We start from the raw sequence: 22,900 nt of genomic DNA on the forward strand, positions 1-22,900 counted from the left end.
GTCGATATGTGAGTTCCAGCCCCGCCATCGCCGTCAGTGACCTGTCCGTCGAGTATCCGGCCAAGGGGCCGAGTGCGTCCTGTGTCGCGCTGCGGGGAGTGAGCTTCCGGCTCGAGGTCGGTGAGGTGCTCGGGGTGCTCGGCGAGACCGGTTCCGGCAAGTCGACGCTGGCGGCGATCCTCGCCGGGCGCGGCCTGCCCGCGCGCTCGTCGGAGCCGGGTCCCCGGGTCAGCGGCGGCGACGCCACGGTGCTCGGGCACTCGATGCGCAAGGCGCGCAAGCGGGACATCGCCGAGGTGACCTTCCACGTCGGCTATCTGGCCCAGAACGCGTCGAGCACGCTGGAGCCGTCGCTGACCGTCGCCGAGAACGTCGCACTTCCGATCTTCGAACGTGACGAGCGCTACAGCCGGCGCACGGCGGGCGCCCGCGCGGCCACGATGCTCGACACCGTCCACCTGCCGCTCAGCGTGCTGAGCAAGTACCCGTACGAGCTGAGCTCCGGCCAGCGGCAGCGTGTGGCACTGGCCCGCGCACTCGTGCTCGGCCCGTCCGTGCTGGTCGCCGACGAGCCGACAGCCGGGATCGACGCGACGGTGCGGGATGCCGTGATCGACCTGCTCGGTCAGCTGAAGGACCACGCGGACTTCTCCGCCGTCATCGTCAGCCACGACCTCGCCGTCCTGCGGCGGGCGACCACCAACTCGCTGGTGCTGCAGGGCGGCCGCGTGGTCGGCTACGGCCCGATCGAACAGGTGCTCGCCAAGCCGGAGCACCCGTTCGTCGCCGGTCTCGCCACGGCCCTGAAGCCGCCGTCGCGGCGTACGGAGCGCCGCCCGCAGCGCCCGGCTACCGCCGACTGACCCAACACTGCTCGATCAAGGAGACCCGCATGTCCGCAGAGCCGACGAACCCCGCCGCCTCCCACTCCGCCTCCGGCTCGCCCGCTGCCGTCTCGTCCGCCGCGGCTACTCCTTCACAGCACCGCGCCGTACTGGCGGTCGACGTGACCGAGGTACCGGCAGCGGAGCGCCCGCAGTCGGGTCCCATCGCCGTGCTCCCGCAGCCCGAGCAGCAGTTCGTCGACGCCGTGCGCGCCGGCGGAGGCACGGTCGCCGACCCCTCTCCGGAGACGCGGGGCGTCGTGTGGCTCTCGTACCGGGAGGCGGCCGGTCTCGCCGACCTGCTCGAGAAGAATCCGCAGATCGGCTGGGTGCAGCTGCCGTACGCCGGCGTCGATGCCTTCGCGGACATCCTCGCCGCCGAGGCCCGGCCCGGGCTGCTCTGGACGAGCGCGAAGGGTGCGTACGCCCAGCCGGTGGCCGAGCACGCCCTCGCACTCACTCTCGCGCTGCTGCGCGTGCTCCCGAAGCGCGTGGTCGCTCGCACGTGGGCCACCGAGCAGGAGGGGCGCTCGCTCTACGGACTGAAGGTGGTCATCATCGGCGCGGGCGGGATCGCCCTGGAGCTCATCCGGCTGCTCGAGCCGTTCGGCTGCGACATCACGATCGTGCGGCGCTCGCCCGACGCGGTGCCGGGAGCAGCGCGCACGGTGACGGTCGAGGGACTCGGCTCGGTGCTGCCGGAGGCGGACGTCGTCGTGGTGGCGGCTGCCCTCACCGGCGGCACGCGCGGCCTGCTCGGTCGTGACGAGCTCGCCGCGATGAAGTCGACGGCGTACCTGGTGAACATCGCGCGGGGCGGGCTGGTGGACACGGACGCCCTCGTCGACGCCCTCGCATCCGGCGAGATCGCCGGAGCCGGCCTCGACGTCACCGACCCGGAGCCCCTGCCCGACGGCCACCCGCTGTGGGACGAGCCGCGCTGCCTGATCACCCCGCACCAGGCGGACACTCCAGAGATGACGGCGCCGCTGCTGGCCGAGCGGATCCGGCTGAACACCCGTGCGTTCCTCGACGACGGGCGCTTCGTCGGGCTCGTCGATCCCGCCGCCGGCTACTGATTCCGCGGGCGACGCGCGCGAGATTCGGTCTCGATTTGGCGGTGCGCGAAATGTTGATAAAGTAGCTACGCTGATTCAAGCATTCCTCGATAGCTCAATTGGCAGAGCAGCCGGCTGTTAACCGGCAGGTTCTTGGTTCGAGTCCAAGTCGGGGAGCAACGAACCCCCGAACTCCATCACGGAGTTCGGGGGTTTTTCGCGTCGTTGGGTGCAATATGTCGAGCCCGGCATATGTGAGAGGGCCGGGATTCGATTCCGACCGACGTCACCGGATGTTCACCTGCGCGCTCTGGTCGCGCGCGTCGCCCGCGCGTACGCTCTCCGCATGACGATCGACAACGGCGATGGCCGGTGGCGCGACGACGAGCGCGCCGGCGGCGATCCGGATGACGTGCTGCGCGACTTCGAGGACGACGACGCAGAAGACCTTCAGAGCCGAGAAGACGAGGCCTCCGACATCGCACTTGCGGTGCCGGGCGGGATCATCTTCGACGAGGAGCCCGACGACCGCGGATTCGACGCCGAACACAACCCGTGAGCGCGCCGATGGTCCGCTGCGTACTCCCTCGGGAGTACCCGTAAAGCGCCCCACGGCGGATGGAGCATCCAGCACCGCTGGTTAGCATGGTCAGATGCCCTTGAACGCGAACGATGAGACGTGGTTCGCGCGCGCGGGAAACGGCTGGGAGGGGCGTCGCCGCCCGCCGGGTGCCAGGTGGCTCCCGGTCGTCGTGGCCGCGCTGTTCCAGCTCCCCGGCGTGGTCATCGCCGTGCACGATGCCCGGGCCGATCCGCTGACGCTCGCGTTCGTCCTGCTCGCGTTCGCCTCGTCGTTCGTGCTGCTCGCGGCACGTCAGCATCCGGGTCCCGTCGTCGCCGCCGTCGCCGTGCTCTGCGCTCCGGCGATCGCGATCACCACGGGGCCGCCGTTCACCGCTGTCCCGCTCGCCCTCGCCGTCGTCAGCGCGGTCGTGCGCGGCGCGCGGGTCTGGGCCTGGTGGACCCTCGCCGGGCTCGCGGTGCTCGGCCCACTCGGCGCGTACCTGCTGGTCGGGCATCCGACCGCCATCATCCGGCCCTTGATCATCGCGCTCATCCTGTGCCTGCTGGTGGGAGCAGGTGAGGCCATCCGCGGCCGCAGGGAGCGGTATCGCGAGGTCTCCCGAACGCTCACCGCGCGCCGCGAGGCCGCCGCCGAAGCGGAGCGCCTGCGCATCGCGCGCGAGCTGCACGACGTGCTCGCGCACTCGCTCTCCCAGATCAGCGTGCAGGCGGGAGTCGGCCTTCACCTCTTCGACACCCGACCGGACAAGGCGAAGGAGAGTCTGGCCGCCATCAAGACCACGAGCAGCCAGGCGCTCGAGGAGGTGCGAGGCGTCCTCGGCTTCCTCCGCTCCGAGGGCGGACCGGCCGCCCGCACGCCCGAGCCGGACCTGCAGCGCATCCCGGTGCTCGTCGAGACGTACAAGCGCGCCGGACTCCAGGTGCGGTACGACGAACGTCTCTCGAGCGTTCCCAGCCCGGCCATCCAGCTCGCGATCTACCGGATCGTGCAGGAATCACTGACGAACATCGGCCGTCACGCACAGGCCAGGACGGTGCGCATCGACCTCACCGAGACCGCCGGCGAGTACGTCGTGAGCGTCACCGACGACGGTCGCGGGCTCCCCGAGACCACCCTGCAGGGCGGCAAGGGCATGCTCGGGATGCGCGAGCGTGCCGAGCTGCTCGGCGGGCGCTTCGAGGCGGTCACCGTGCGCGACGACGACGGACAGCCGCACGGCGTCACGGTCACCGCGCACTTCCCGCACCGCACGGCCGCCGCCACCGGACCGATCAGTACCTGGGGTGTGTCGTGATCCGGGTGCTCCTCGCCGACGACCAGCATCTGGTGCGTGCAGGGTTCCGCGCGCTGCTCGAAGCCGAGCCCGACATCGACATCGTGGGGGAGGCCTCGACCGGCACCGAGACGGTCGCCCTCGCGACCGCGACGAAACCGGATGTCGTGCTGATGGACATCCGGATGCCCGACGGAGACGGACTCTGGGCCACGGAGCAGATCGTGCGCGACCCGGCACTGTCGGGAACGCACATCGTCATCGTGACCACCTTCGAGCTCGACGAGTACGTCGCACAGGCCATCTCGGCCGGCGCGAGCGGGTTCCTCGTGAAGGACACCGAGCCCGTCGACCTCATCCGAGCCGTGCGGGTGGCCAGCGCGGGAGACGCTCTGCTCTCGCCGGGCGTCACGCGCCGACTGCTCGAGCGCGTCGCCGGTGGTCTGAAGCCGGCGCCGGCATCCGACGCCCTCGCCGGGCTGACCGAACGCGAGCGCGAGGTGCTCACGCTGGTCGGCCAGGGACTGACGAACGGGGAGATCGGCGAACGGCTGTTCCTGAGCCCCCTCACCGCGAAGACCCACGTCTCGCGCATCATGACGAAGCTCGACGCCCGCGATCGCGTGCACCTCGTCGTGGTCGCCTACGAGACCGGCCTCGTGCAGGCGGGCTGGCAGTAGCCGCACTGCTCCCGGCGGAGTACGGCCATTCACTCCGCCGGGCGGATTCGCCGAGCAGCCGATCCGGCGACGCTTGAGTGGATGGTCCGCGAATCGTGCGGACCGCGTTCACCGATTGGATGACCACCATGCTCAGCACACTCGCCGCTGCGAACGTCGCAGCCCACTGGGGCGGACCCTGGGTGGGACCGTGGGGCGCCGGCTTCGGCTGGCTGTTCCTGCTGATCCCGCTGTTCTGGATCGCCGTCTTCGTGCTCATTTTCACCTTCGCCGGGCGTCGCTGGCGCCGTGCGGCTGCTGCCCGCGGCGGATACGGCCCGTACGGCGGCGGATACGGTCCGGGAGCCGCCTCGCGCTCGGCCGAGAGCACGCTCGCGGAGCGCTTCGCGCAGGGTGACATCGACGAGGTCGAGTACCGCGCCCGGCTCGAGGTCCTTCGCGCCAACCGCGGCGACAGCGCCTGAGTCGCAGCTCCGAACGGCGGTCGCGTCATCCGGCGCGGCCGCCGTTCGCCGTGCGCCCGCACGTCTGCCGGGTAAGCTCGTTCGGGCCGTTCCCCCGTAGCGGCCCGAAGGGACTGTCATGGACGCTCTGTCGTCACCCGACGCACGAGGCCTCGTGATCGCCGCCGGCATCGTCGGCGGCGTGCTCCTCCTGGCCGTCATCGTGTTGCTGATCCTCTGGCTGCGCGCCGCACGCTTGCTCCGCCGGCAGCGCGACGACCGCAGCGAGTCCGAGTGGGACCGCATCGACCGCGAACTCGAGCTCGCGGAGCACGCCGGACGCTTCCGCATCATCCGCGAGCTGCAGGACGTCGCCGTGCAGGCGGTCTCCCGGCTGGTCGCACAGGCCGAAGGCATCCGGTACGCCGCGGCGAGCGACCCGGAGGCGGCCACACGGTCGGCGGGCACGCTCGAGACGCTCGCCCGGGATGCCCTGGCCGATCTGCGCCGCGCGCAGTCGGTCGTGCGCGAGGGCGAGTCGGCGGCGATGCCGCAGCCCAGCCTGCACTCCGCCCGCGACCTGTTCCGTGTGATGCGGGACGCCGGACTCGATGTGACCTTCACCGAGACCGGCGAGCGATTCGAACTGCGGCCCGGCGCCGAGCTCGCCGTGTTCCGCATCCTGCAGGGCAGCCTCGAGAACGCGCTCCGGCACGGCGGGACCGGCACGGCGGTCGCCGTCGGCTTCGCCTGGACGGACGAGGGCCTGCAGGTGAGCGTCGACGACGACGGCATCCGGTCGGCCGCCCGCCGCGCCGGCCTCAGCCCCGACGAGGTCGATCAGGCGACGCAGTACACGATCGACGACGACCTGCGGGCGCTCACCGAGCGCTTCGAGGGCGCCGGCCTCACCGAGATGCGGGAGCGTTCCGCGCTGTTCGGCGGCATCCTGAACGCGCATACGGTGCCCGGAGTGGGGTTCTCGGTGTCGGCGGTCTTCCCGTCGCTGCGCTTCCACAACGGCGTGCACGGGGTCGACCTGGGTCGCTGACGCCCGTCGGCCCGCGGCGTCGCCTGGCAGCGCACGGTGCTCGGCGCCGCCGGGCAGCTCACGCCGCGATGCGGTCGGCGAGGATGACCACGGTGGCGTAGTTCATGGTGAAGCTTCCGCCGTGGTCGTCGACGACCCGTGCGAGCCCGTCGAGGAGTTCGGTGAGGCTCTCGCGGGGGATGCGGTTGTGGCCGCCCATGGTGGGAACCTGATCGAGCCACGCCTCCCCGGTGATCGTGGTCTGCCGATCGAAGCGCAGTCGGCGCGGCTCCGCGAAGGCAGCGGTGGCCCGGATGCCCGCGATCGCTGCTCCGGTGATGGCGTCGTAACCGTCGAGAGCCGGTGCGGCCCACGGTGTGAACGGCAGTCCCGTCTCCACGGACCGGTAGACGGCAGCGAACTCCGAGGCGATCTCCGGTTCGGGGTCGGCGACATTCCAGAACAGGGCGAGCCGGCCACCAGTCGCGAGCACGCTCGCCGCTTTGGCTGCACCGGCCGACGGGTCGATCCAGTGCCAAGTCTGTCCGGCGATCACGGCATCGAAGACGCGTCCGGCAGCATTCCAGTCCTCGAAACGAGCGACCTCGACCTGGAAGCCGCGCGAGCGCGCGAGCTCAGCCATGCGCGGATCGACCTCGACCCCGACGATGTGCGCCCCCGCCTCGTCGAACGGCAGCGCAGAGATGCCGGTACCCATTCCGACATCGAGCACGCGGCGGCCCGGCAGGCCGTCCAGCACAGCGTCGGCGACCGCCTGCGGGTAATGCGGGCGGGCGCGGTCGTAGCGTGCCGCCTCAGCGCCGAAGGACTCGGCGATCTCGCGGTGTCGGTGCGGTGCGGGATCCGGCGTTAGAGTGACCATGCGCCCACTCTAAGTGGGCGGTCGCCCATTAATCCAGTAGCCGAGGAGACGTGCATGCCGACCGGAGTCGCTTTGCGGGACGCGCGAGCACAACTGTTCGCCGCGGCCGAACGCGTCGTCGCGCGGGACGGCGTGAGCGGACTCACCAGTCGCGCGGTGACGGATGAGGCCGGGGTCGCCAAAGGCGTGCTGCATCGCCATTTCGCCGACTTCGACGATTTCCTCGCCGAGCTGATCCGCGACCGCATCGCGCTGCTCGATCAGGAGGCCACTCGGCTCGACGCATCCGTCGGGCGGGAGCGCGTCGTCTCAACCATCGCCGATGCGCTCACCCGGATCTTCACACCGATCGATCTCGGGTTGATCGCCGTCATCGGCTTCCGGGAGGAGTTGCGCGGCCGGCTGCGCCAGACGACCCCGCGTGGCGTCCCCATCGTCACCGAGGCATCCGCCGTGCTCTCGCGCTACCTGACGGCGGAGCGCCGCCTCGGACGGCTGACCCCGCAGGCGGACCCCGACGCACTGGCATTCACCCTGATCGGCACAGGGCACCTGCTCTTCGCCGGGGAACTCGGCGGTCTGCCCGATGCCGACGCCGTCGAAGAAGTGGTCGAGTCGATCATCGTCGGCGCCGAACCCGGCGCGCGCCCCTGACCGACTACAGCACTCGGCGGACGCAGCCGTCAGTCCTCGAGGTGGTCGCGTCCAGGAAGCCAGCTCAGCCCGGGTACGCCCCAGCTGTTCTTGCGCGACGCCTTCGCGGCCGCTTTGCCGTACGGATGCGTGAGACGGTCGACGTAGAGGGTTCCGTCGAGGTGGTCGTACTCGTGCTGGAAGATGCGGGCGAGCCAGCCGTCGGCGTGCACCTCGAACGGCTCGCCGTCGAGATCCACCGCCTGCAGGATGGCGTTGGCTGAGCGCCGCAGCGGGAACCGCTCACCCGGGAATGACAGGCAGCCCTCCGACTCCTCGTCTTCGTCGAGCTCGTCCGTCGAGGTCGGGGTGATCCACAGCACCGGATTGATCGCCACGCCGCGATGCGACACGTCGTCATCGTCGGTCCAGCCGTAGACGAAGAGACGAAGCGGCACGCCCACCTGCGGCCCGGCGAGGCCGACCCCGGGAGCGGCATCCATCGTCTCGAACATGTCGGCGACGAGCGTGCGCAGGCCGTCGTCGAAATCGGTGACGGGGGCTGCGGGGGAGTGGAGCACGGGATCTCCGGAGATCCGGATGGGGAGGACGGCCATTCAGCAAGAATATCGGCATGAAACTGGGTAGGGTCGTGGGGTGGATACGGTGTTGACGGCGGTGACGGGCGAGGTCGCGCTTCAACCGAGCGCATTCCTCGGAATCCCGATTGCTCTCATCGGCGCCTGCTTCTTGTCGGTCGGCGCCCAACTGCAGCATCACGGTGTCGCCAAGGTCGAAGCGATGACCCATGAGGCGTCCTCCGGTCTCGACGTGGCTCAGCTCGGCAGACTGCTCGCACGGCCCTCGTGGGTCGTCGGCACGCTGATGCTCGGCCTGGCGATCGTGTTCCAGCTCGTCAGCCTGACCCTCGCGCCCATCATCGTGGTGCAGCCGCTGGGGGCGATTGCTCTCGTCGTCACGGCCATCCTGAACGCGCGCGTCACGCACGTGAAGCTCAACCGGCAGTCGATCATCGCCATCTCGCTCTGCGTCGGCGGCGTCGGTGCGTTCGCCATCCTGGCCGCCTTCACCGCGAGGGATCTCCCCGTGACGAATCGGGCGCTGATCGAGATCCTGGTGATCCTCGCCATCGTGCTCGTGGCGTTCGGGGTGTGCTTCTTCTTCCTGCGCTCCCGGTTCAAGGCCCTGATCTACATCGTCGGTGCCGGGGTGCTCTACGGTTTCGTGGCCACCCTCGCGAAGGTCGTCATCGCACGTATCAGCGACGGTGAGTGGGATGGTCTGCTCGTACTCTGCATCGTCGGACTGCTGATCGCCGCGGCACTCGGCGCGTACTTCGTGCAGAACGCGTACTCGTCGGGGCCGCCCGATCTCGTCATCGCCGGTCTCACCGTGATCGACCCGCTGGTCGCGGTGACCATCGGCATCCTGATCCTCGACGAGGCCGCCCAGGCGCCCTGGTGGGCGATGATCGGCTTCGTCCTCACCGGCGCGGTCGCCATCTACGGGGTCTTCATGCTCGCCAGGCACCACCCGCAATCGCTCGAGCCGGGCCTGGAAGGCGCGCCGGTCGCGGCCACGCTTTCGGACAGAACGCCGGATTCCGGCTTAGACTAAGCGACTGAATCAGCCGGTCGACCCCGATCGGCGTTAGCGACGACCTTCGCCGGATTCCTGTCCCGGCCCACAAACGTAGGGAACCAACTTCGTGCCCGATTCGAGCGGACCGCATAGCTCCACGCCCGCCCAGCCGGCCGGCGCGGCCAAGAAACCCCTGACCGTGCTGATCGGCGCCGACACGTTCGCGCCCGACGTCAACGGCGCCGCACGCTTCGCCGAGCGCCTCGCTGCCGGCCTCGTCTCCCGCGGCCACGACGTGCACATCGTCGCCCCCGCCGCCTCGCGCAAGCACGGCACCTGGCAGGAGGAGCACGAGGGCCAGACGATGACGGCCCACCGCCTGTACAGCTGGCGCTGGTACCCGCACGACTGGCTGCGATTCGCCATCCCGTGGCGCATCAAGCAGAACAGCGCCAGGATCATCGACGAGGTCAAGCCGGATGTCGTCCACTTCCAGTCGCACATCGTCGTCGGTCGCGGACTCTCGGTCGAGGCGAAGAAGCGCGGCATCCGGATCATCGGCACGAACCACTTCATGCCGGAGAACATGCTGGAGTTCACGCTCCTGCCGCGCTGGATCCAGGAGTGGGCGATCGGGCTCGCCTGGAAGGCGGCACGACGCACCTTCGGGCGCGCCGAGGCCGTGACCACGCCGACCCGCAAGGCCGCGGACTTCCTCGAGAAGTTCACCGGTCTGCGCGGCGTGCACGCGATCTCCTGCGGCATCGACGCCCACAACTACACGCCGGACTTCGGTGAGCGCACCGAGAACCGCATCCTGTTCGTCGGCCGGGTCACGGGCGAGAAGCAGATCGACGTGCTGCTCAAGGCCGTCGCCGCGCTGCCCGCCTCGCTCGACACGAAGCTGGAGATCGTCGGAGGCGGCGACCAACTGAAGAACCTGCAGAACCTCGCCGAGACGCTGAACATCGCCGACCGCGTGACCTTCACCGGCTACGTGACCGACGAGCAGCTCCGCCAGGCGTACACGCGGGCATCCGTGTTCGCGATGCCGTCCATCGCCGAGCTGCAGTCGATCGCGACCATGGAGGCGATGGCCTCCGCCCTCCCGGTCGTCGCGGCGAACGCGATGGCGCTGCCGCACCTGGTGCGCGACGGCGAGAACGGCTACCTCTTCGATCCGGGCAATGTCGACGACCTGGCGACGAAGCTCGAGCACGTGCTCACCCTCCCCAAGGAGGAGCTGGATGTGCTCAAGCGCGGGTCGCTGCGCATCGTCGCGGCACACGACATCCAGACCACGATCTCGACATTCGAAAGCCTGTATCGTGGTGAGCCGGTGGCCGACCCGGTGACGGAAGCGGCCCCATCGGTGCCGACGTCCGAGTAGACGCCGGCACACGGGGCGGTAGCTCAGCTGGTTAGAGCATCGGACTCATAATCCGCCGGTCACGGGTTCAAGTCCCGTCCGCCCTACGGAGAACATCCCCCGACCAGGCCTCACGGTAACGAGACATCCTGCCCTCGCCGTGGTGCGATTGCCGCGGGCTGGATCTCTCCGGGTCGGTAGCTGCCGAAGGTCCACTCCCGTCCGCCGGGAGCCAGTACTCGCGCCCGGGGTGCACCCCATCCGGTTGCCTCTGGCGCGAATACGCCCTGGCCTCCATTGGATATCGCAGCGACATAGAGCTCGTCGACCTCATTCGGTTCGACTCGCCCGCCCACTTCATTCCGGACCACGACGCGGAAACCCAGGATCTGAAGCCAATCGCTGACCGTGCCATCCATCGCACCCACTGCCAGGATGAGATGATGACGAGCGCGCTCCTCATCGGCACATACACACAGCAGGTCCCCGACGTCGACGGGCGTGCCGACGGCATCGTGAGCGCGGTCTTCGACGGGGAGAAGGTCGCCGGAGCGGAGGTCGCAGCTCGGCTGGCGAACCCGTCGTGGCTCACCGCCAGTGCCGACGGTTCGCGGGTGTACGCGGTAATGGAGACAGCGCCGGACGGTGGCGTCGCCGCTTTCGCCCGTGATTCCGCAGGCTCGCTCACTCTGCTCGGCACAGCATCGGCGGCCGGTGCCGAGCCCGACCACCTCGCACTCGACCCGAGCGAACGGTTCCTCGTCGTCGGCACCTACAGCGGTGGCTCGATCTCGGTCATCGCGCTCGACGACGACGGCGCGCTCGGCGAGCGGGTCGCCTTCGTACAGCATCACGGCAGCGGCCCGGATGCGGTCCGGCAGGAGAGCCCGCACGTGCACCAGGTGATCTTCGACGATGTCACGGGTGACCTCGTCGTGGTCGACTTGGGCCTCGGCCAGGTGCTCTTCTACGGCTTCGATGGCGACGGGCAGCTGGCCCGGCGCCCAGACGCGACGATCTCGTCCGGAGCCGCGGGACCCCGGCATCTGGCGTTCCACCCCGACGGGCAGCACGCCTTCGTCGTCAACGAGCTCGGCAACACGGTCGATGTTCTGCGGCGCGACGGCGACCGATTCGAGCGAGCCGGTAGCGCATCCACTCGGCCGGCGGATGCGGTCGGCGTGAGCACGACCGCCGCCGTGCGGGTGTCACCCACCGGCAGCACCGTGTTCGCCACGAACCGGGGCGACGACACGATCGCTGTGTTCTCGTTCGACCCGGTGGCCGGTCTGACCCTGGTGGCCAGCGAGCCGTGCCGTGGCAAGGCGCCCCGGGACCTCATCGTGTCTCAGGATGCGCGACGCGTCATCGTCGCCAATCAGGACAGTGACAGCGTGGCCGTCTTCGCCTTCGACGAGGACGCGCGGTCGCTGGAGTTCCTCTCGCTCGCATCCGTGCCGACGCCTGCCTGCCTCCGGCTCGTGTAGTCCCGTCCGCCCTACGGCTACTTTGTTCGAACGCGCTTCCAGGCACGGGAGGTGCCGTCTGCGGACGTCTTGCTCCGCAAGCTCGGCTACGCGCGGAAGATGTGGACGGCCTCGCGCGCGGCGTAGAAGACGATGACGAGCCCGGCGATCGGATCTGCCCACCACCAGCCGAGGGCGTAGTCGAGCCCGATCCCGATCAGTACGCTCGTCGCCAGGATCCCGTCGATGAGAGTGACGCGTCCTTCGGTGAGCAGCACCGGGCTGTTCAGGCGCTTGCCCACGACCCATTTGCCCCAGGCGAGCGCGAACATGACGACAGCGGTGAGTGCGGTCCACCCGATTCCGCCCATGAGCGGGGTGGCGTGATGGCCGAGCAGCAGCGCGACGACGGCCTGCACGAGAAGGTAGGTGGCTAGGAGGTTGAACGCCCAGGCGATCAGGCGCAGGGCGACCCGCTGCCGGGTCTCGTCGGTGTCGGTGAGCTCCCAGATCACGACGGTGCTCGCGCCGATCTCGATGAGGCTGTCCAGGCCGAACCCGAGGAGCGCTACCGATGACGACTGGTAGGCGAGGATCGCCAGCAGCACCACGCCGACGACGTTCCAGCCGAGCGTGATGATCTCCAAACCGATCCCGGATCGGCGAAGCTTCAACGCGTGATCGGTCACCCCATGACGCTATAGGTGCCGAAGGCCGACCGTCCGCCACGCGAGAGCATGTGCGAGCGGTCGGCCCCGGTGGAGCGACCAGGCAGCGTCAGCCGCTCTCAGGCGCGCTCGACGGGGACCTGCAGCTCTGTGACCCAGTCGGGCTGCGGGATGTGGCCGTTCGCCTTGAGGTAGACCTCGCGGCTGGGGCCGGTCATCCGGTAGCCGTCACCAGTCAACTGATCGACGAGTGCCGACCAGGTGTCGCCGATGCCGGACATGTCGCCACGGTGGACGATCGTGGCGGCCGTCTCGATCCCGGGGAGTTCGACGACGTGGTAGCCGTCGCCCGGCAGAGGCGTCGGCTCGGCGTGGTACGAGACGTTCACGGCGAGATCGTCGCCGCCCTCGCCCGGCTCGTACCAGAAGATCGCCGGCTCGACGATCGCGCGCCCGGCGTCGACCAGCACGCGGTCGAGCCGCTCGATCAGCGGGCCGACGATGGGGCCGACGTTCTCCGGACCCATCCCCGGAGACACACCTGTGACGGCGTAGACGGTGACGGGCTCGACGGTGCGATAGGTGACTGCTTCTGACATGGTTTCCGTTCCTTCCAGTAGTCGGAGACGTCGCCGGATCCGGGCGAGACGCGCGGTGTCGTCGGCCACGGAGGCCTCGAGTTCGGCGAGCCTCGCCTCGAGGGCGTCCCGGAGCGCAGCGTCGTCGTCCTCGTCGCTTGCGAAGACGGTGGCGATGCGGTCCAGGCCGACACCCAGCTGGCGGAGCTCGACGATTCTCAGCAGACGACGCAGCTGGGCGTTCGAGTACTGGCGGTACCCGGTGCGCTCGTCGACTCGAGCGGGCGGCAAGAGCCCGATCGCGTCGTAGTGCCGCAGCATCCGCACGCTGACCCGCCCGAAGGCGGCGAACTCTCCGATGGTGTACATAGTGGAAGCCACGTTCGACCATGACACAGTGTGAGAGTCAAACGAAAGCCGCCGCGATTCGTCGAAGGGTGGCGAACACGCCATTGGCCGGCGTGTTCAGACGCATTCGGCACCCCTCAACGGATGGGGACGGGGAGGCGCGCGGCGGGCGGTGATAGGCTCGCCGGGTGTTCATCCAGCTCTCGCTCTCGCTGCCCTCGGGGCGTCAGGAGGTCGTCGGCGTGTTCTTCGCCGACGCGAGATAGCGACACCGCGTTCGTCCTCCACCTCGCCGGCTCTCGGCGGGGAGCGGCATCCGCCGCTGCTTCGAACCCTGCGTCCCGGGCTGCGCCCCGGCGACGCCTGCACGGCCGACCCGGCACGCCCATCCGGCCGACGATCCCAAGGTGCACACTCATGATTCCCCTGACCGAACAGTCCATCCGCTCGTCCTTCGTCAACGCATCCCGCAAGGAGGTCTCCGACCTGGCCCTCCCCGCCGATTTCGCGACCATCGACTGGGACGCCCATGACTACCTGGGCTGGCGCGACCGCAAGGTTCCGAGCCGAAGCTATGCCATCGTCGAACTCGACGGCTCGGCCGTCGGCCTCCTGCTGCGTCCCACCGAGGCTCGCGCCCTCGCGCGCCCGCAGTGCTCGTGGTGCCAAGACGTGAACCTGTCGAACGACGTCGTCTTCTACAGCGCCAAGCGCGCCGGTCAGGCCGGCCGCAACGGCGACACGGTGGGCACGCTCGTCTGCGCCGACTTCGGATGCTCGGTGAATGTCCGCAAGCGGCCGCCGATGGCGTACATCGGGTTCGATGTCGAGGCGGCGCGGGAAGAGCGCATGGCGGTGCTCCGGGAGCGCGCACGCAGCTTCGCGCTGTCGGTGCTGCACGGCGTCGGCGCCTAGCGAGTACTCTGGCGCTCGATCGCACGTTTCGTCTCGAAACCTGTCGGTTCAGGAGGCGCGGATGCGCACGCGATGGAGTCTGCTCGGTGCTGCGGCGATCTCGGTCGCCCTCGTCGTCTCCGGGTGCTCGGCGCGCGGCGGCGTCGCGGAGAGTCCACGGTCGCTCACGATGGGCTTCACCGAGCAGGACACCACCGGCGATCCCTTGGCGGACTGGTTCGCGCGCAGTGTGTTCGCGCTGTCGCACGGGCAACTCGCCATCCGGATCGTCCGCGACTGCTGCGGCGACGGACAGGATGCCGAGACGCGCCTGATCCGGGGCGTTGCTCGCCACGCGTACGACCTCGGCTGGGTACCAACGCGAGCGTTCGAACGTCTCGGCGTTCCGACGGCGCGTGCGCTGACCGCACCGATGCTCGTCGACAGCTACCGACTCCAGCAGGCGGTGGTGGACAGCGCCCTGTCCACCACCGTCTTGACAGACGTGCGGCGCCTCGGGGTCGTCGGGCTGGCGCTCGAGCCCGGCTTTCTGCGCCGGCCGGTCGCGACGGAGACATCGGGGCCGCTCCGCGCACTGAGCGATTGGCAGAGGTCCACGTTCTCGTCGTACGGGTCCTCCGTCGAGGCGGCGGCGGTCACCGCGTTCGGTGCACGGTCGGTGCAGCTGAGCCCTCCCGAACGCGACACCGCGTTCGCGAATCGCACCCTGCTGGGCTACGCGAGCTCGATCGTCGACCAGAACCACGATCATGTGCTCGCCCGCCCGTACATCACGCAGAACATGGCGCTGTGGCCGCGGATGACGGCGCTGATCGCGCATCCGGGCGTTCTCTCGCTGCTGTCGATGCAGCAACGGGCGTGGCTCGACGACGCCGCCGCGGACGCTCGCGGGCGCACGGGCGCTCTGCGGACCCTCGAGCAACGGGCGATCCGGGCCGGATGCTCGGCCGGGACCCACTTCGTGACCGCGGACCTGCGCGACCTCGCCGGGCTCTGGCACGCGCTCGGTCCGGTCTACGCCGTGCTCGGGCGCGACGAGCCGACCCGCCGCGTGATCCTCGCGATCCTTGCCCTCGATTCGGCCACGCCGGGCGACGGCTCCGCCCCACCTGCCTGCGATTGACCGAGGGAGCACCATGTCCGCTGACCACCTCACCGGCAACTGGGAGCAGGGAGACGCGTACGAACGGTACGTGGGGCGCTGGAGCAGAGCGGTCGCTCCGGCCTTCCTGCGCTGGCTCGACGCTCCACCCGGGGAACGCTGGCTCGACATCGGATGCGGCACGGGCGCTCTGACCGAGGCGATCGTCGTCGGATGCGAGCCGTCGTGGGTCGGCGGGGTGGAGCCGTCCGCAGGATTCCTCGACACGGCCAGAGCCCGGCTGGGGACACGCGCTGACCTGCGGCAGGGGAGCGCGGAGGCGATCCCGTTCGACGACGACACGGCGGATGTGGTCGTCTCCGGGCTCGTGCTGAACTTCGTCCCGGACCCCGCGCGAGCCGTGACGGAGATGGCGCGGGTGACACGCCCCGGCGGAACGGTCGCCGCATACGTCTGGGACTACGCGGGAGGCATGGAGCTGATGCGCGCGTTCTGGGACGCCGCGGTGGGGCTCGACCCGACGGCGCCGGATGAGGGAGCACGCTTCCCGCTGTGCGAGCCGCACGCTCTCGCGCGTGTCTTCACGGAGGCGGGCCTGGTCGCAGCGGAGACGAACGGGGTCGAGATCCCGACGACGTTCTCGAGCTTCGACGACTATTGGACGCCGTTTCTCGGCGGACAGGGCTCCGCTCCGACGTATGCGATGTCGCTGACCGACCGCGATCGCGAGCGGCTCCGCGACGCGCTGCGCGAGCGGGTGTCCACCGAGCCGGACGGTTCCATCCGGATGCATGCGCGCGCCTGGGCGGTGCGCGCCTCCGTGCCCGACTGAGTAATGCGGTGGACGCCGCCCGCGTCGTGGCTCAGCGCCCGATGCGAGCAGCCAGCTGCGCGTCCACGTCCTGGAGCGTCTGCGCGGTGGTGCGGAGAAACTGCGAGAGGTCGTTCAGACCGCCGATGGTGTTCTGCGCCCCCGAGGTGAACCGGGTGTAGGCGTCGGCGAAGGCCCCCGACGACTTGTCGGTCGTGAACCCGGCCGCCGTGAGCGCGGAGATCTGCGACTGCAGCTTCGCGAGCGTCGAATTGATCTCGTCCCGGCCGGCGATGAGCCGATCCGCGTTGCCGTTCAGCTCCTGATACGAGACGTTGATGTTTGCCATCCTGGTTCCCCCACATGAATCGTCGAGGGCGACCCCCGCCCCCGGATCTGTTGTTACCTGACGAAGCCTATTGACGACACGCTCGGGGCGTCGAGGCATATCTCGGTGTATCACTTCGACCCGGTCCGACGCGAGCCCTGACACGCGCGGACACGCGGGGTCGCCCACACGGCGTACCAGCACCCGCACCGGTGGCGGCACCGGCGCTAGGCTCGCTCCGACGAGAGGATCCCATGACCGCAGCGAACGGCCGACCAGGCCGCGTGACCTTCATCGCCGTGCTCGTCTGGCTTCAGGCGTTCTTCGACCTGCTCGGCGGGATCGCCCTGCTGGTGCTGCAGAACGACGCGGAGCTGCGCGCTCAGCTGGGCGGCTCGACGGGGGTGATCGTCACCGGTATCGTGCTGATCGCGCTGGCCCTCATCATCTTCGCCATCGCACGAGGGCTGCTCCGAGGCAGCCGCACCGCCCGGGCGATCGTCACCGTCGTGCAGCTGCTGAGCATCGCGTCCGTCATCTACGCGGCCGCCGTGTTCCCCGCGCAGTTGCCGAGCGCCGCCATCAGCGCGGCAATCTCCCTGATCGTGATCATCATGCTGTGGAGCGGCCGCGCGGGAGACTTCTTCCGCAGCTGACGCAGGCGCTCACGGTCTGGCGCTCATCCGCCGACCCGCCCCTCCAGGGCATCGAGGATCGCGCGCTGGCCCTTCACGAGCTTCACCCGCGCCTCGTCGATGTCGACCCAGCGCGCGTCGTCGATCTCCGGGAACTCCTGCATCGTGCCCGACCTCGGGGGCCACTCGAGCGGAAAGGTGTTGCTCACGATCGTCCCGGGAGCGAAGTCGGTCTCGGCCGCGAACACGACGACGACCTTGCCCGACGATTGCCGGAACTCGCCGAACGGCTCGTACGCAACGTCCGGCGGCGCCGTGCCCACCTCCTCCGTGAACTCCCGGATGGCCGCAGCCAGCTCGCCGTCGACGTCCGCCGTCTCGACGATTCCCTTCGGGATCGACCAGGCGGCCTCATCCTTGCCGGACCAGAACGGCCCGCCCATGTGCGCGATCCACACCTCCAGCGCGGGGGAGCGCCGATACAGCAGGATGCCCGCGCTGCGCACGGCCGCCATCACGATACCGTCCTGGTTGTCCGAGCGATCATGACCTCACCTTACGACCGCACCGCAGAGCGAGACGGACTCGTTCTTCGCGGATGGGAGCTCGCGTGTCGCACGACGTCACGAGCGCTGCCCGGCAGCGTCCCGTGACACGCGGACGACTAACGTGGAAGCGTGAACTCCGGCGATGCGTGGGTCGAGGGCCCGAACGGCGAACGATTCTGGGGACGGTTCGGCGCGGCCGGGCTCCTCGTGCATGATCGCCTGCGCGGCATCCTGTTGCAGCACCGCGCGGACTGGAGCCATTTCGGCGGCACCTGGGGGCTGCCCGGCGGCGCACGCCACGCGGACGAGTCCGCCGTCGACGGAGCGCTGCGCGAAGCGCACGAGGAGGCGGACGTTCCCGCCGATGCCGTGAACGTGCTCTTCACGAGCGTGCTCGACCTCGGGTACTGGTCGTACACCACGGTCGTCGCCGAGGCCGTGCGGCCGTTCGAGCCGCGCATGGCGGACGTCGAGAGCATCGAACTTCGCTGGGTGCCGGTGGGGTCGGTGACCGAGTTGCCCCTGCATCCGGGATTCGCGCAATCGTGGCCCGAGCTCCGCGCGCGACTCGTGGGCCTCGACGACTGACGGCGCACGGCGGAGCCGGCACGGCAGAGCCGGCACGACAGAGCCGGCACGACAGAGCCCGTACGGCTCAGGAGGCGATGCTGCTTCCCCAGCGCTGGGCGGGCCAGAGGGCGGATCCGGGGACATCCGTGTAGCCGACCGGGAGGCTCAGGAACGGCGCGGCTCCCGGATAGCTGGCGTGCCCGGGGTAGTCGGGCGCGCCGGGATAGCTCGGAGTGCCGCGGTACGGCGGCGCGTCGCGAACGAGGAGGCGATCGCCGACGACCGTGCCCAGGTACACGCCGTCCTGTGAGACGACCTCGTCGTCGCCCCACGGGAACCAGCCGATCCACGTACCATCCGGGTTGAACAGGAAACGCCCGTTCGGCTCGGTGCGGAACGCGATCCAGGTGCCCTGGCTGTCGTGCAGATAAACGGTCATCGTCGATCGCCTCTCGGGTTGGGCTTCGTCGTTGACTGAATTATCCTCATGTTTGCGGTCGCGTGCAACGGGGACGCACCCATGAATGTCGCCGGCAGCACCGAGAATGGAAGGGTGCACATCGTTCTCGACTGGTCGCGTTCCGGCGCCGTCCTGGCCGTGCGCATCGATGACGACGGAGCGATGCGGGGGGAGCGGACCGTCGACCTCGCCGAGCTGCCCGCGTACGTGCGCGACGCCGAGCGCGAGACGCCGCGCTGGGTCTGGAGCGACACACGCGCCTGGTATCCGTCGCTGCTCGCGGCGGGCATCCGGATCGAGCGCTGCGTCGACCTGCAGCTCAGCCACACCATCCTGCGGTATTCGACGCTCAGCGCCTCGTCCGCCCTCGCGCGCCGTCCGGCCGACGCCTGGGATGTGCGGCCGGACGTCGCCGATGAGGCGGTCGAGCATGCCACCCTCTTCGACCTCGACCAACCGGATGACCGTCCGGAGCCGCGCTCACCGCTGCAGGAGTTCGCCGCCCAGAAGGAGGCGATCGACGGCAGTCAGAGCCCGGGCCGTCTCCGGCTGCTGCTCGCCGCGGAGTCGGCGGGAGCGCTCATCGCCGCGGAGATGCGTCACGCGGGCCTCCCATACAGCACCGAGCGTCACGATCTGCTGCTCACTGGGCTCCTGGGCCCGCGCCCGCTTACCGGGGGCCGTCCCGCCGTGCTCGAACAACTGACCTCCGAGATCCGAGCGACCCTCGACGCACCCGCGCTGAATCCTGACAGCCCACCCGAGCTGCTGCGCGCGCTTCAGCGCACCGGTCTCATCGTCACGTCGACGCGCTCGTGGGAACTGCGCAAGCTGGAGCATCCGGTGATCGAGCCGCTGCTGCGCTACAAGAAGCTCTCCCGGCTGCTGACGGCGAACGGCTGGACCTGGCTCGACGCCTGGATCCGCGACGGTCGCTTCCGGCCGGACTACCTGCCGGGTGGCGTCGTGACGGGGCGGTGGGCGACCAAAGGGGGCGGAGCGCTGCAGCTCCCGCGCCAGGTGCGAGGGGCGGTGGTCGCGGATCCCGGATGGAAGCTCGTGGTGGCCGATGCGGCGCAGTTGGAGCCGCGCATCCTCACCGGGCTCTCGGCCGATACGGCCATGGCGGCAGCCGGCCGCGGGAAAGACCTCTACGAGGGCATCGTCGCGTCCGGCGCGGTCGACGAGCGTGCGCACGCGAAGGTCGCGATGCTCGGCGCGATGTACGGGGCGACGACGGGGGAGAGCGGTCGGCTCATGCCCCGTCTCACGCGGGCGTTCCCACGCGCCATCCGGCTCGTCGAAGACGCCGCCCGGGCGGGGGAGCGCGGCGAGGTGGTCACATCGAGACTGGGGCGGAGTTCGCCGCGACCGGGATCGGCGTGGCTGGCCGCGCAGTCGGCCGCCTCGGGCGCCGACTCGACCGATGCGGAGGAGCGACGCGCGCGCAGCCAGGCACGCGACTGGGGCCGCTTCACCAGGAACTTCGTGGTGCAGGCGAGCGCAGCGGAGTGGGCGCTGTGCTGGATGGCCGAACTGCGCAAGCAGCTGACGTCGATGGCGCCGGAACGCCGGCTCGAGGAGGGCCCGCACCTGGTCTACTTCTTGCACGACGAGGTGATCGTGCACACCCCGGAGGGCCTCGCCGATCGCGCAGCGGACGCGGTCACAGCAGCAGCGGCCCAGGCCGGCCGATTGCTGTTCGGCGACTTCCCGGTGGAGTTCCCCGTCACCGCGGCGATCGTCGACAACTACGCCGAAGCGAAATAGATCGATGCGCACGCACGCTTCGCGGCATAAACCTGTGTCGGAGTTGGTTGTTGCACACCACCTGACCGAGGATGGAGACCATGACCGACACCGCCACCGCCCCCACTGATCCGCGCGACATCCTGGCCCGCTACCGCCAGCGCCGCGCGCAGGCCGTCACGGCGCCGAAGGGCAACCTCGCGCTCGTCAACACGCAGTGGATCACGGGCGACCCGGCCGCTCCCGGGCAGCCGATCTGGGGCATCCCCGGCCTCTGGTCGCCGCTGCCGGCCGGCCAGTCCGGGCTCAAGGTCACGGCGACGCCGGCCGACGACATCGTGGTCGACGGCACGCTGGTCGACGGAGACGCCATCGTGCGGGGCAAGGACGACGCGAACCCCAGCGAGGTCGTCTTCAGTGACACCGTCACCGGATTCGTGATCGCCAGCGAAGAGGGCGACTACGCATTGCGCGTCTGGGACTCGAATTCGGAGGCGATCCAGGACTTCGGCTCGATCGATGCGTTCGACTTCAACCCCGAGTGGATCGTGCAGGCAGCCTTCACGCCGATCGAGGGCGGCAAGACGGTCGGCTTCGAGCACCTGAAAGACGAGGGGAAGACCCGCGACATGGTCGTCCCTGGCGAGATCACCTTCAGCAAAGACGGCGTCGACTACAACCTCGCCGCCTTCAAGGCGGGCCGGGCGCTGCAGCTCGTCTTCTCCGACAGCACGAACGGCGACTCCACCTACTCGGTCGGCCGTTTCCTGTTCGTGGCGCCCAATCCCGACGGGACGGTGACGCTCGACTTCAACCTCGCGGTTCTGCCGCCGTGCGCCTTCAGCTACAACTTCAACTGCCCGCTGCCTCCGGCGCAGAACCGGTTCTCGGTTCCGATCGAGGCGGGCGAGAAGAACGTGCTGAACAAGGCGGGCGAGCTGCTGCACTGACCCGTCGGGTCAGGACGCCGTCGGGTCAGGACGCGGCGGGTTTGCGTCCGCGTCGGGGGCGGTCGGACGACCGCTCCTGCAGAAAGATCTCCGGATGCGCGGCGAGGGTCGCGATGACCTCGTCGATCCACTCGATCGCAGCCTTGGCGCCGAGTTCCGCCGCGCGGTTCGCCGCCAGCTCGGCGCTCGAGTCGGCGTCGTGGGCGAGCTCGCGGATCTTCTCCACGAACGCTGCTCGATAGTCACGGAGCACACCGTCGGGATCGGCATCGGCGAGCGAGACGGCCACCAACACCTGGTCCTGCATCTCGTCCCAGTCGGGGCGGGAATCCTTCGGGCCGGTCGTGAGCCACGCGCGCGCCTGTTCCTCACCCTGCGCAGTGAGGGCATAGAGCGGCAGCCCGTCGTCGGTGGCGCCCGCCGGCTCCACGAGACCCTGATCGATCATCCGGTCGAGGGTGGAGTAGACCTGCCCGGCGTTCAGCTGACGACGGTGCACGGCGCGGGCGAGGAACTCGCCCTGCAATTGCGAACCGTACGCCGGCCCAAGGGTGAGGAGAGCGAGAAAACCGTTCTGAACGGACATACTCGGTATGCTATTCCTTTTGCCGCACGACCCCGGCACCGAACCGCCGAATCACAATCTTGTAACTTCGCCGGGTTGTGCGGCATAATTCAAGACATCAGCCTCGTGGCTGCCAATTTCATATCGTGCCCGTGCGTACGCACAGCCTGGTTCCGTCGATCGATCGTTGGGGAAGACGTATCGAACCGAACGGAGGAAAACCATGGCGGCACACGCAGCTAGAGGAGTGCTCTACGTGCACTCCTCACCTGGCGCGCTCTGCCCCCACATCGAGTGGGCGGCGGGTCGCGCGATCGGTCGCGCCGTGAATTTCACATGGGAGGCGCAACCGGTGCTCAAGGGCGCCCAGCGCACCGAGTTCTACTGGGATGGACCCCAGGGCACGGGTGCCGCGATCGCGTCTGCTCTGCGCGGCTGGGAGCACCTGCGCTTCGAGGTGACGGAGGACGCCGGACTCGGAACCGACGGCGGCCGCTGGATGCACACGCCCGACCTCGGAATCTTCTTCGCCCAGACCGACACCGCCGGCAACATGGTCATCCCCGAGGACCGCGTGCGGTACGCGATGGAGATCGCCGGCGCCAACGCGATCGAGCTCCACCGTGAGCTGCGGCTCGCCCTCGGGCAGGCCTGGGACGACGAGCTCGAGGTGTTCCGGCACGCCAGCGACACGACCTCCGTGGTCTGGCTGCACAAGGTCGGCTGACGAACAACGACTCCCGCGGCGGGCCGGCCCAGGCATCAC

The 22,900-nt window shown here is 69.5% G+C and carries 27 protein-coding genes and 2 tRNA genes; 21 read left to right on the plus strand and 8 right to left on the minus strand.

Annotated elements, in window-relative coordinates:
• The first annotated feature begins 8 nt into the window (after positions 1–8).
• The 8 genes from PKE84_RS17875 (at position 9) to PKE84_RS17910 (ending at position 5,975) form a co-directional block, all read left to right on the plus strand.
• Positions 9–863 (plus strand): ATP-binding cassette domain-containing protein, encoded by an 855-nt coding sequence (locus PKE84_RS17875; RefSeq protein ID WP_271178596.1) that lies wholly within the window; start codon positions 9–11, stop codon positions 861–863.
• Positions 864–1,054: 191 nt separating this feature from the next.
• Positions 1,055–1,963, plus strand: coding sequence for a D-isomer specific 2-hydroxyacid dehydrogenase family protein (locus PKE84_RS17880; protein WP_373877170.1), 909 nt, complete (start codon positions 1,055–1,057; stop codon positions 1,961–1,963).
• 83 nt (positions 1,964–2,046) lie between these two features.
• Positions 2,047–2,119 (plus strand) — tRNA-Asn (locus PKE84_RS17885).
• Positions 2,120–2,288: 169 nt separating this feature from the next.
• Positions 2,289–2,501, plus strand: a complete 213-nt coding sequence (locus PKE84_RS17890) for a hypothetical protein (protein ID WP_271178598.1) — start codon at positions 2,289–2,291, stop codon at positions 2,499–2,501.
• A gap of 94 nt (positions 2,502–2,595) precedes the next feature.
• Positions 2,596–3,822 carry a sensor histidine kinase gene (locus PKE84_RS17895; protein ID WP_271178599.1) on the plus strand — a complete coding sequence of 409 codons (1,227 nt, stop codon included), beginning with the start codon at positions 2,596–2,598 and terminating at the stop codon, positions 3,820–3,822.
• Positions 3,819–4,481, plus strand: coding sequence for a response regulator (locus PKE84_RS17900; RefSeq protein WP_271178600.1), 663 nt, complete (start codon positions 3,819–3,821; stop codon positions 4,479–4,481). Before PKE84_RS17895 ends, PKE84_RS17900 begins: the two co-directional genes overlap by 4 nt.
• 128 nt (positions 4,482–4,609) lie before the next feature.
• Positions 4,610–4,945 carry an SHOCT domain-containing protein gene (locus tag PKE84_RS17905; RefSeq protein WP_271178601.1) on the plus strand — a complete coding sequence of 112 codons (336 nt, stop codon included), beginning with the start codon at positions 4,610–4,612 and terminating at the stop codon, positions 4,943–4,945.
• 118 nt (positions 4,946–5,063) lie between these two features.
• Positions 5,064–5,975 carry a sensor histidine kinase gene (locus PKE84_RS17910; protein WP_271178602.1) on the plus strand — a complete coding sequence of 304 codons (912 nt, stop codon included), beginning with the start codon at positions 5,064–5,066 and terminating at the stop codon, positions 5,973–5,975.
• Between the two features lie 58 nt (positions 5,976–6,033).
• Here PKE84_RS17910 and PKE84_RS17915 read toward each other — a convergent pair whose 3' ends face one another.
• Positions 6,034–6,837, minus strand: a complete 804-nt coding sequence (locus PKE84_RS17915; protein WP_271178603.1) for a class I SAM-dependent methyltransferase — start codon at positions 6,835–6,837, stop codon at positions 6,034–6,036.
• Positions 6,838–6,891: 54 nt separating this feature from the next.
• On the opposite strand from PKE84_RS17915, the gene PKE84_RS17920 reads away from it, so the two are divergent.
• Entirely contained in the window at positions 6,892–7,491 is a 600-nt protein-coding gene (locus PKE84_RS17920; RefSeq protein WP_271178604.1) for a TetR/AcrR family transcriptional regulator, read from the plus strand.
• Positions 7,492–7,520: 29 nt separating this feature from the next.
• Here PKE84_RS17920 and def read toward each other — a convergent pair whose 3' ends face one another.
• Positions 7,521–8,087, minus strand: a complete 567-nt coding sequence (gene def / locus PKE84_RS17925; RefSeq protein WP_271178605.1) for a peptide deformylase — start codon at positions 8,085–8,087, stop codon at positions 7,521–7,523.
• Between the two features lie 40 nt (positions 8,088–8,127).
• Here def and PKE84_RS17930 point away from each other — a divergent pair, with 40 nt between their 5' ends.
• The 4 genes from PKE84_RS17930 (at position 8,128) to PKE84_RS17945 (ending at position 11,928) form a co-directional block, all read left to right on the plus strand.
• Positions 8,128–9,108, plus strand: a complete 981-nt coding sequence (locus PKE84_RS17930; protein WP_271178606.1) for a DMT family transporter — start codon at positions 8,128–8,130, stop codon at positions 9,106–9,108.
• A 91-nt stretch (positions 9,109–9,199) separates the two neighbouring features.
• Positions 9,200–10,462: a glycosyltransferase gene (locus PKE84_RS17935; RefSeq protein ID WP_271178607.1), complete on the plus strand. Its 1,263-nt coding sequence runs from the start codon at positions 9,200–9,202 to the stop codon at positions 10,460–10,462.
• Positions 10,463–10,474: 12 nt separating this feature from the next.
• A tRNA-Ile gene (locus PKE84_RS17940) sits at positions 10,475–10,548 on the plus strand.
• Between the two features lie 336 nt (positions 10,549–10,884).
• Positions 10,885–11,928, plus strand: coding sequence for a lactonase family protein (locus tag PKE84_RS17945; protein WP_271178608.1), 1,044 nt, complete (start codon positions 10,885–10,887; stop codon positions 11,926–11,928).
• An 86-nt stretch (positions 11,929–12,014) separates the two neighbouring features.
• Here the strand turns inward: PKE84_RS17945 and PKE84_RS17950 are convergent, their stop codons facing one another.
• Both PKE84_RS17950 and PKE84_RS17955 read right to left on the minus strand, forming a co-directional pair.
• Positions 12,015–12,596, minus strand: a complete 582-nt coding sequence (locus tag PKE84_RS17950; protein WP_271178609.1) for a cation efflux transmembrane domain-containing protein — start codon at positions 12,594–12,596, stop codon at positions 12,015–12,017.
• Positions 12,597–12,694: 98 nt separating this feature from the next.
• Positions 12,695–13,522, minus strand: coding sequence for a MerR family transcriptional regulator (locus PKE84_RS17955; RefSeq protein WP_271178610.1), 828 nt, complete (start codon positions 13,520–13,522; stop codon positions 12,695–12,697).
• A gap of 396 nt (positions 13,523–13,918) precedes the next feature.
• Between PKE84_RS17955 and PKE84_RS17960 the strand changes: the two genes are divergently transcribed.
• The 3 genes from PKE84_RS17960 (at position 13,919) to PKE84_RS17970 (ending at position 16,350) form a co-directional block, all read left to right on the plus strand.
• Positions 13,919–14,416 (plus strand): FBP domain-containing protein, encoded by a 498-nt coding sequence (locus tag PKE84_RS17960; protein WP_271178611.1) that lies wholly within the window; start codon positions 13,919–13,921, stop codon positions 14,414–14,416.
• A gap of 61 nt (positions 14,417–14,477) precedes the next feature.
• Positions 14,478–15,539 (plus strand): hypothetical protein, encoded by a 1,062-nt coding sequence (locus PKE84_RS17965; protein ID WP_271178612.1) that lies wholly within the window; start codon positions 14,478–14,480, stop codon positions 15,537–15,539.
• 13 nt (positions 15,540–15,552) lie between these two features.
• A complete protein-coding gene (locus tag PKE84_RS17970; protein ID WP_271178613.1) occupies positions 15,553–16,350 on the plus strand; it encodes a class I SAM-dependent methyltransferase in 798 nt (265 codons plus the stop codon).
• A 31-nt stretch (positions 16,351–16,381) separates the two neighbouring features.
• On the opposite strand, the gene PKE84_RS17975 is transcribed toward PKE84_RS17970, so the two are convergent.
• Positions 16,382–16,678, minus strand: coding sequence for a WXG100 family type VII secretion target (locus PKE84_RS17975; protein WP_271178614.1), 297 nt, complete (start codon positions 16,676–16,678; stop codon positions 16,382–16,384).
• Positions 16,679–16,911: 233 nt separating this feature from the next.
• On the opposite strand from PKE84_RS17975, the gene PKE84_RS17980 reads away from it, so the two are divergent.
• The gene (locus PKE84_RS17980; RefSeq protein WP_271178615.1) at positions 16,912–17,313 is read left to right on the plus strand and encodes a hypothetical protein; all 402 of its coding nucleotides are present in this window, start codon (positions 16,912–16,914) and stop codon (positions 17,311–17,313) included.
• Positions 17,314–17,336: 23 nt separating this feature from the next.
• Here PKE84_RS17980 and PKE84_RS17985 read toward each other — a convergent pair whose 3' ends face one another.
• Positions 17,337–17,807 carry an NUDIX hydrolase gene (locus PKE84_RS17985; protein WP_271178616.1) on the minus strand — a complete coding sequence of 157 codons (471 nt, stop codon included), beginning with the start codon at positions 17,805–17,807 and terminating at the stop codon, positions 17,337–17,339.
• A gap of 162 nt (positions 17,808–17,969) precedes the next feature.
• On the opposite strand from PKE84_RS17985, the gene PKE84_RS17990 reads away from it, so the two are divergent.
• On the plus strand, positions 17,970–18,428 hold the full coding sequence (locus PKE84_RS17990; RefSeq protein WP_271178617.1) for an NUDIX hydrolase: 459 nt from the start codon (positions 17,970–17,972) through the stop codon (positions 18,426–18,428).
• Positions 18,429–18,495: 67 nt separating this feature from the next.
• Here PKE84_RS17990 and PKE84_RS17995 read toward each other — a convergent pair whose 3' ends face one another.
• Positions 18,496–18,849 (minus strand): hypothetical protein, encoded by a 354-nt coding sequence (locus PKE84_RS17995; RefSeq protein ID WP_271178618.1) that lies wholly within the window; start codon positions 18,847–18,849, stop codon positions 18,496–18,498.
• A gap of 114 nt (positions 18,850–18,963) precedes the next feature.
• On the opposite strand from PKE84_RS17995, the gene PKE84_RS18000 reads away from it, so the two are divergent.
• Complete coding sequence (locus PKE84_RS18000; RefSeq protein ID WP_271178619.1) at positions 18,964–20,640, plus strand: bifunctional 3'-5' exonuclease/DNA polymerase; 1,677 nt, start codon at positions 18,964–18,966, stop codon at positions 20,638–20,640.
• Positions 20,641–20,720: 80 nt separating this feature from the next.
• Positions 20,721–21,569: a DUF1684 domain-containing protein gene (locus PKE84_RS18005; protein WP_271178620.1), complete on the plus strand. Its 849-nt coding sequence runs from the start codon at positions 20,721–20,723 to the stop codon at positions 21,567–21,569.
• 25 nt (positions 21,570–21,594) lie between these two features.
• On the opposite strand, the gene PKE84_RS18010 is transcribed toward PKE84_RS18005, so the two are convergent.
• Positions 21,595–22,155 carry a PadR family transcriptional regulator gene (locus tag PKE84_RS18010; protein WP_271178621.1) on the minus strand — a complete coding sequence of 187 codons (561 nt, stop codon included), beginning with the start codon at positions 22,153–22,155 and terminating at the stop codon, positions 21,595–21,597.
• A 202-nt stretch (positions 22,156–22,357) separates the two neighbouring features.
• Between PKE84_RS18010 and PKE84_RS18015 the strand changes: the two genes are divergently transcribed.
• Entirely contained in the window at positions 22,358–22,861 is a 504-nt protein-coding gene (locus PKE84_RS18015; protein ID WP_271178622.1) for a DUF3145 domain-containing protein, read from the plus strand.
• Positions 22,862–22,900 lie beyond the last annotated feature (39 nt).

The organism is Leifsonia poae (genome assembly GCF_027921845.1).
Lineage (GTDB): Bacteria > Actinomycetota > Actinomycetes > Actinomycetales > Microbacteriaceae > Leifsonia > Leifsonia poae.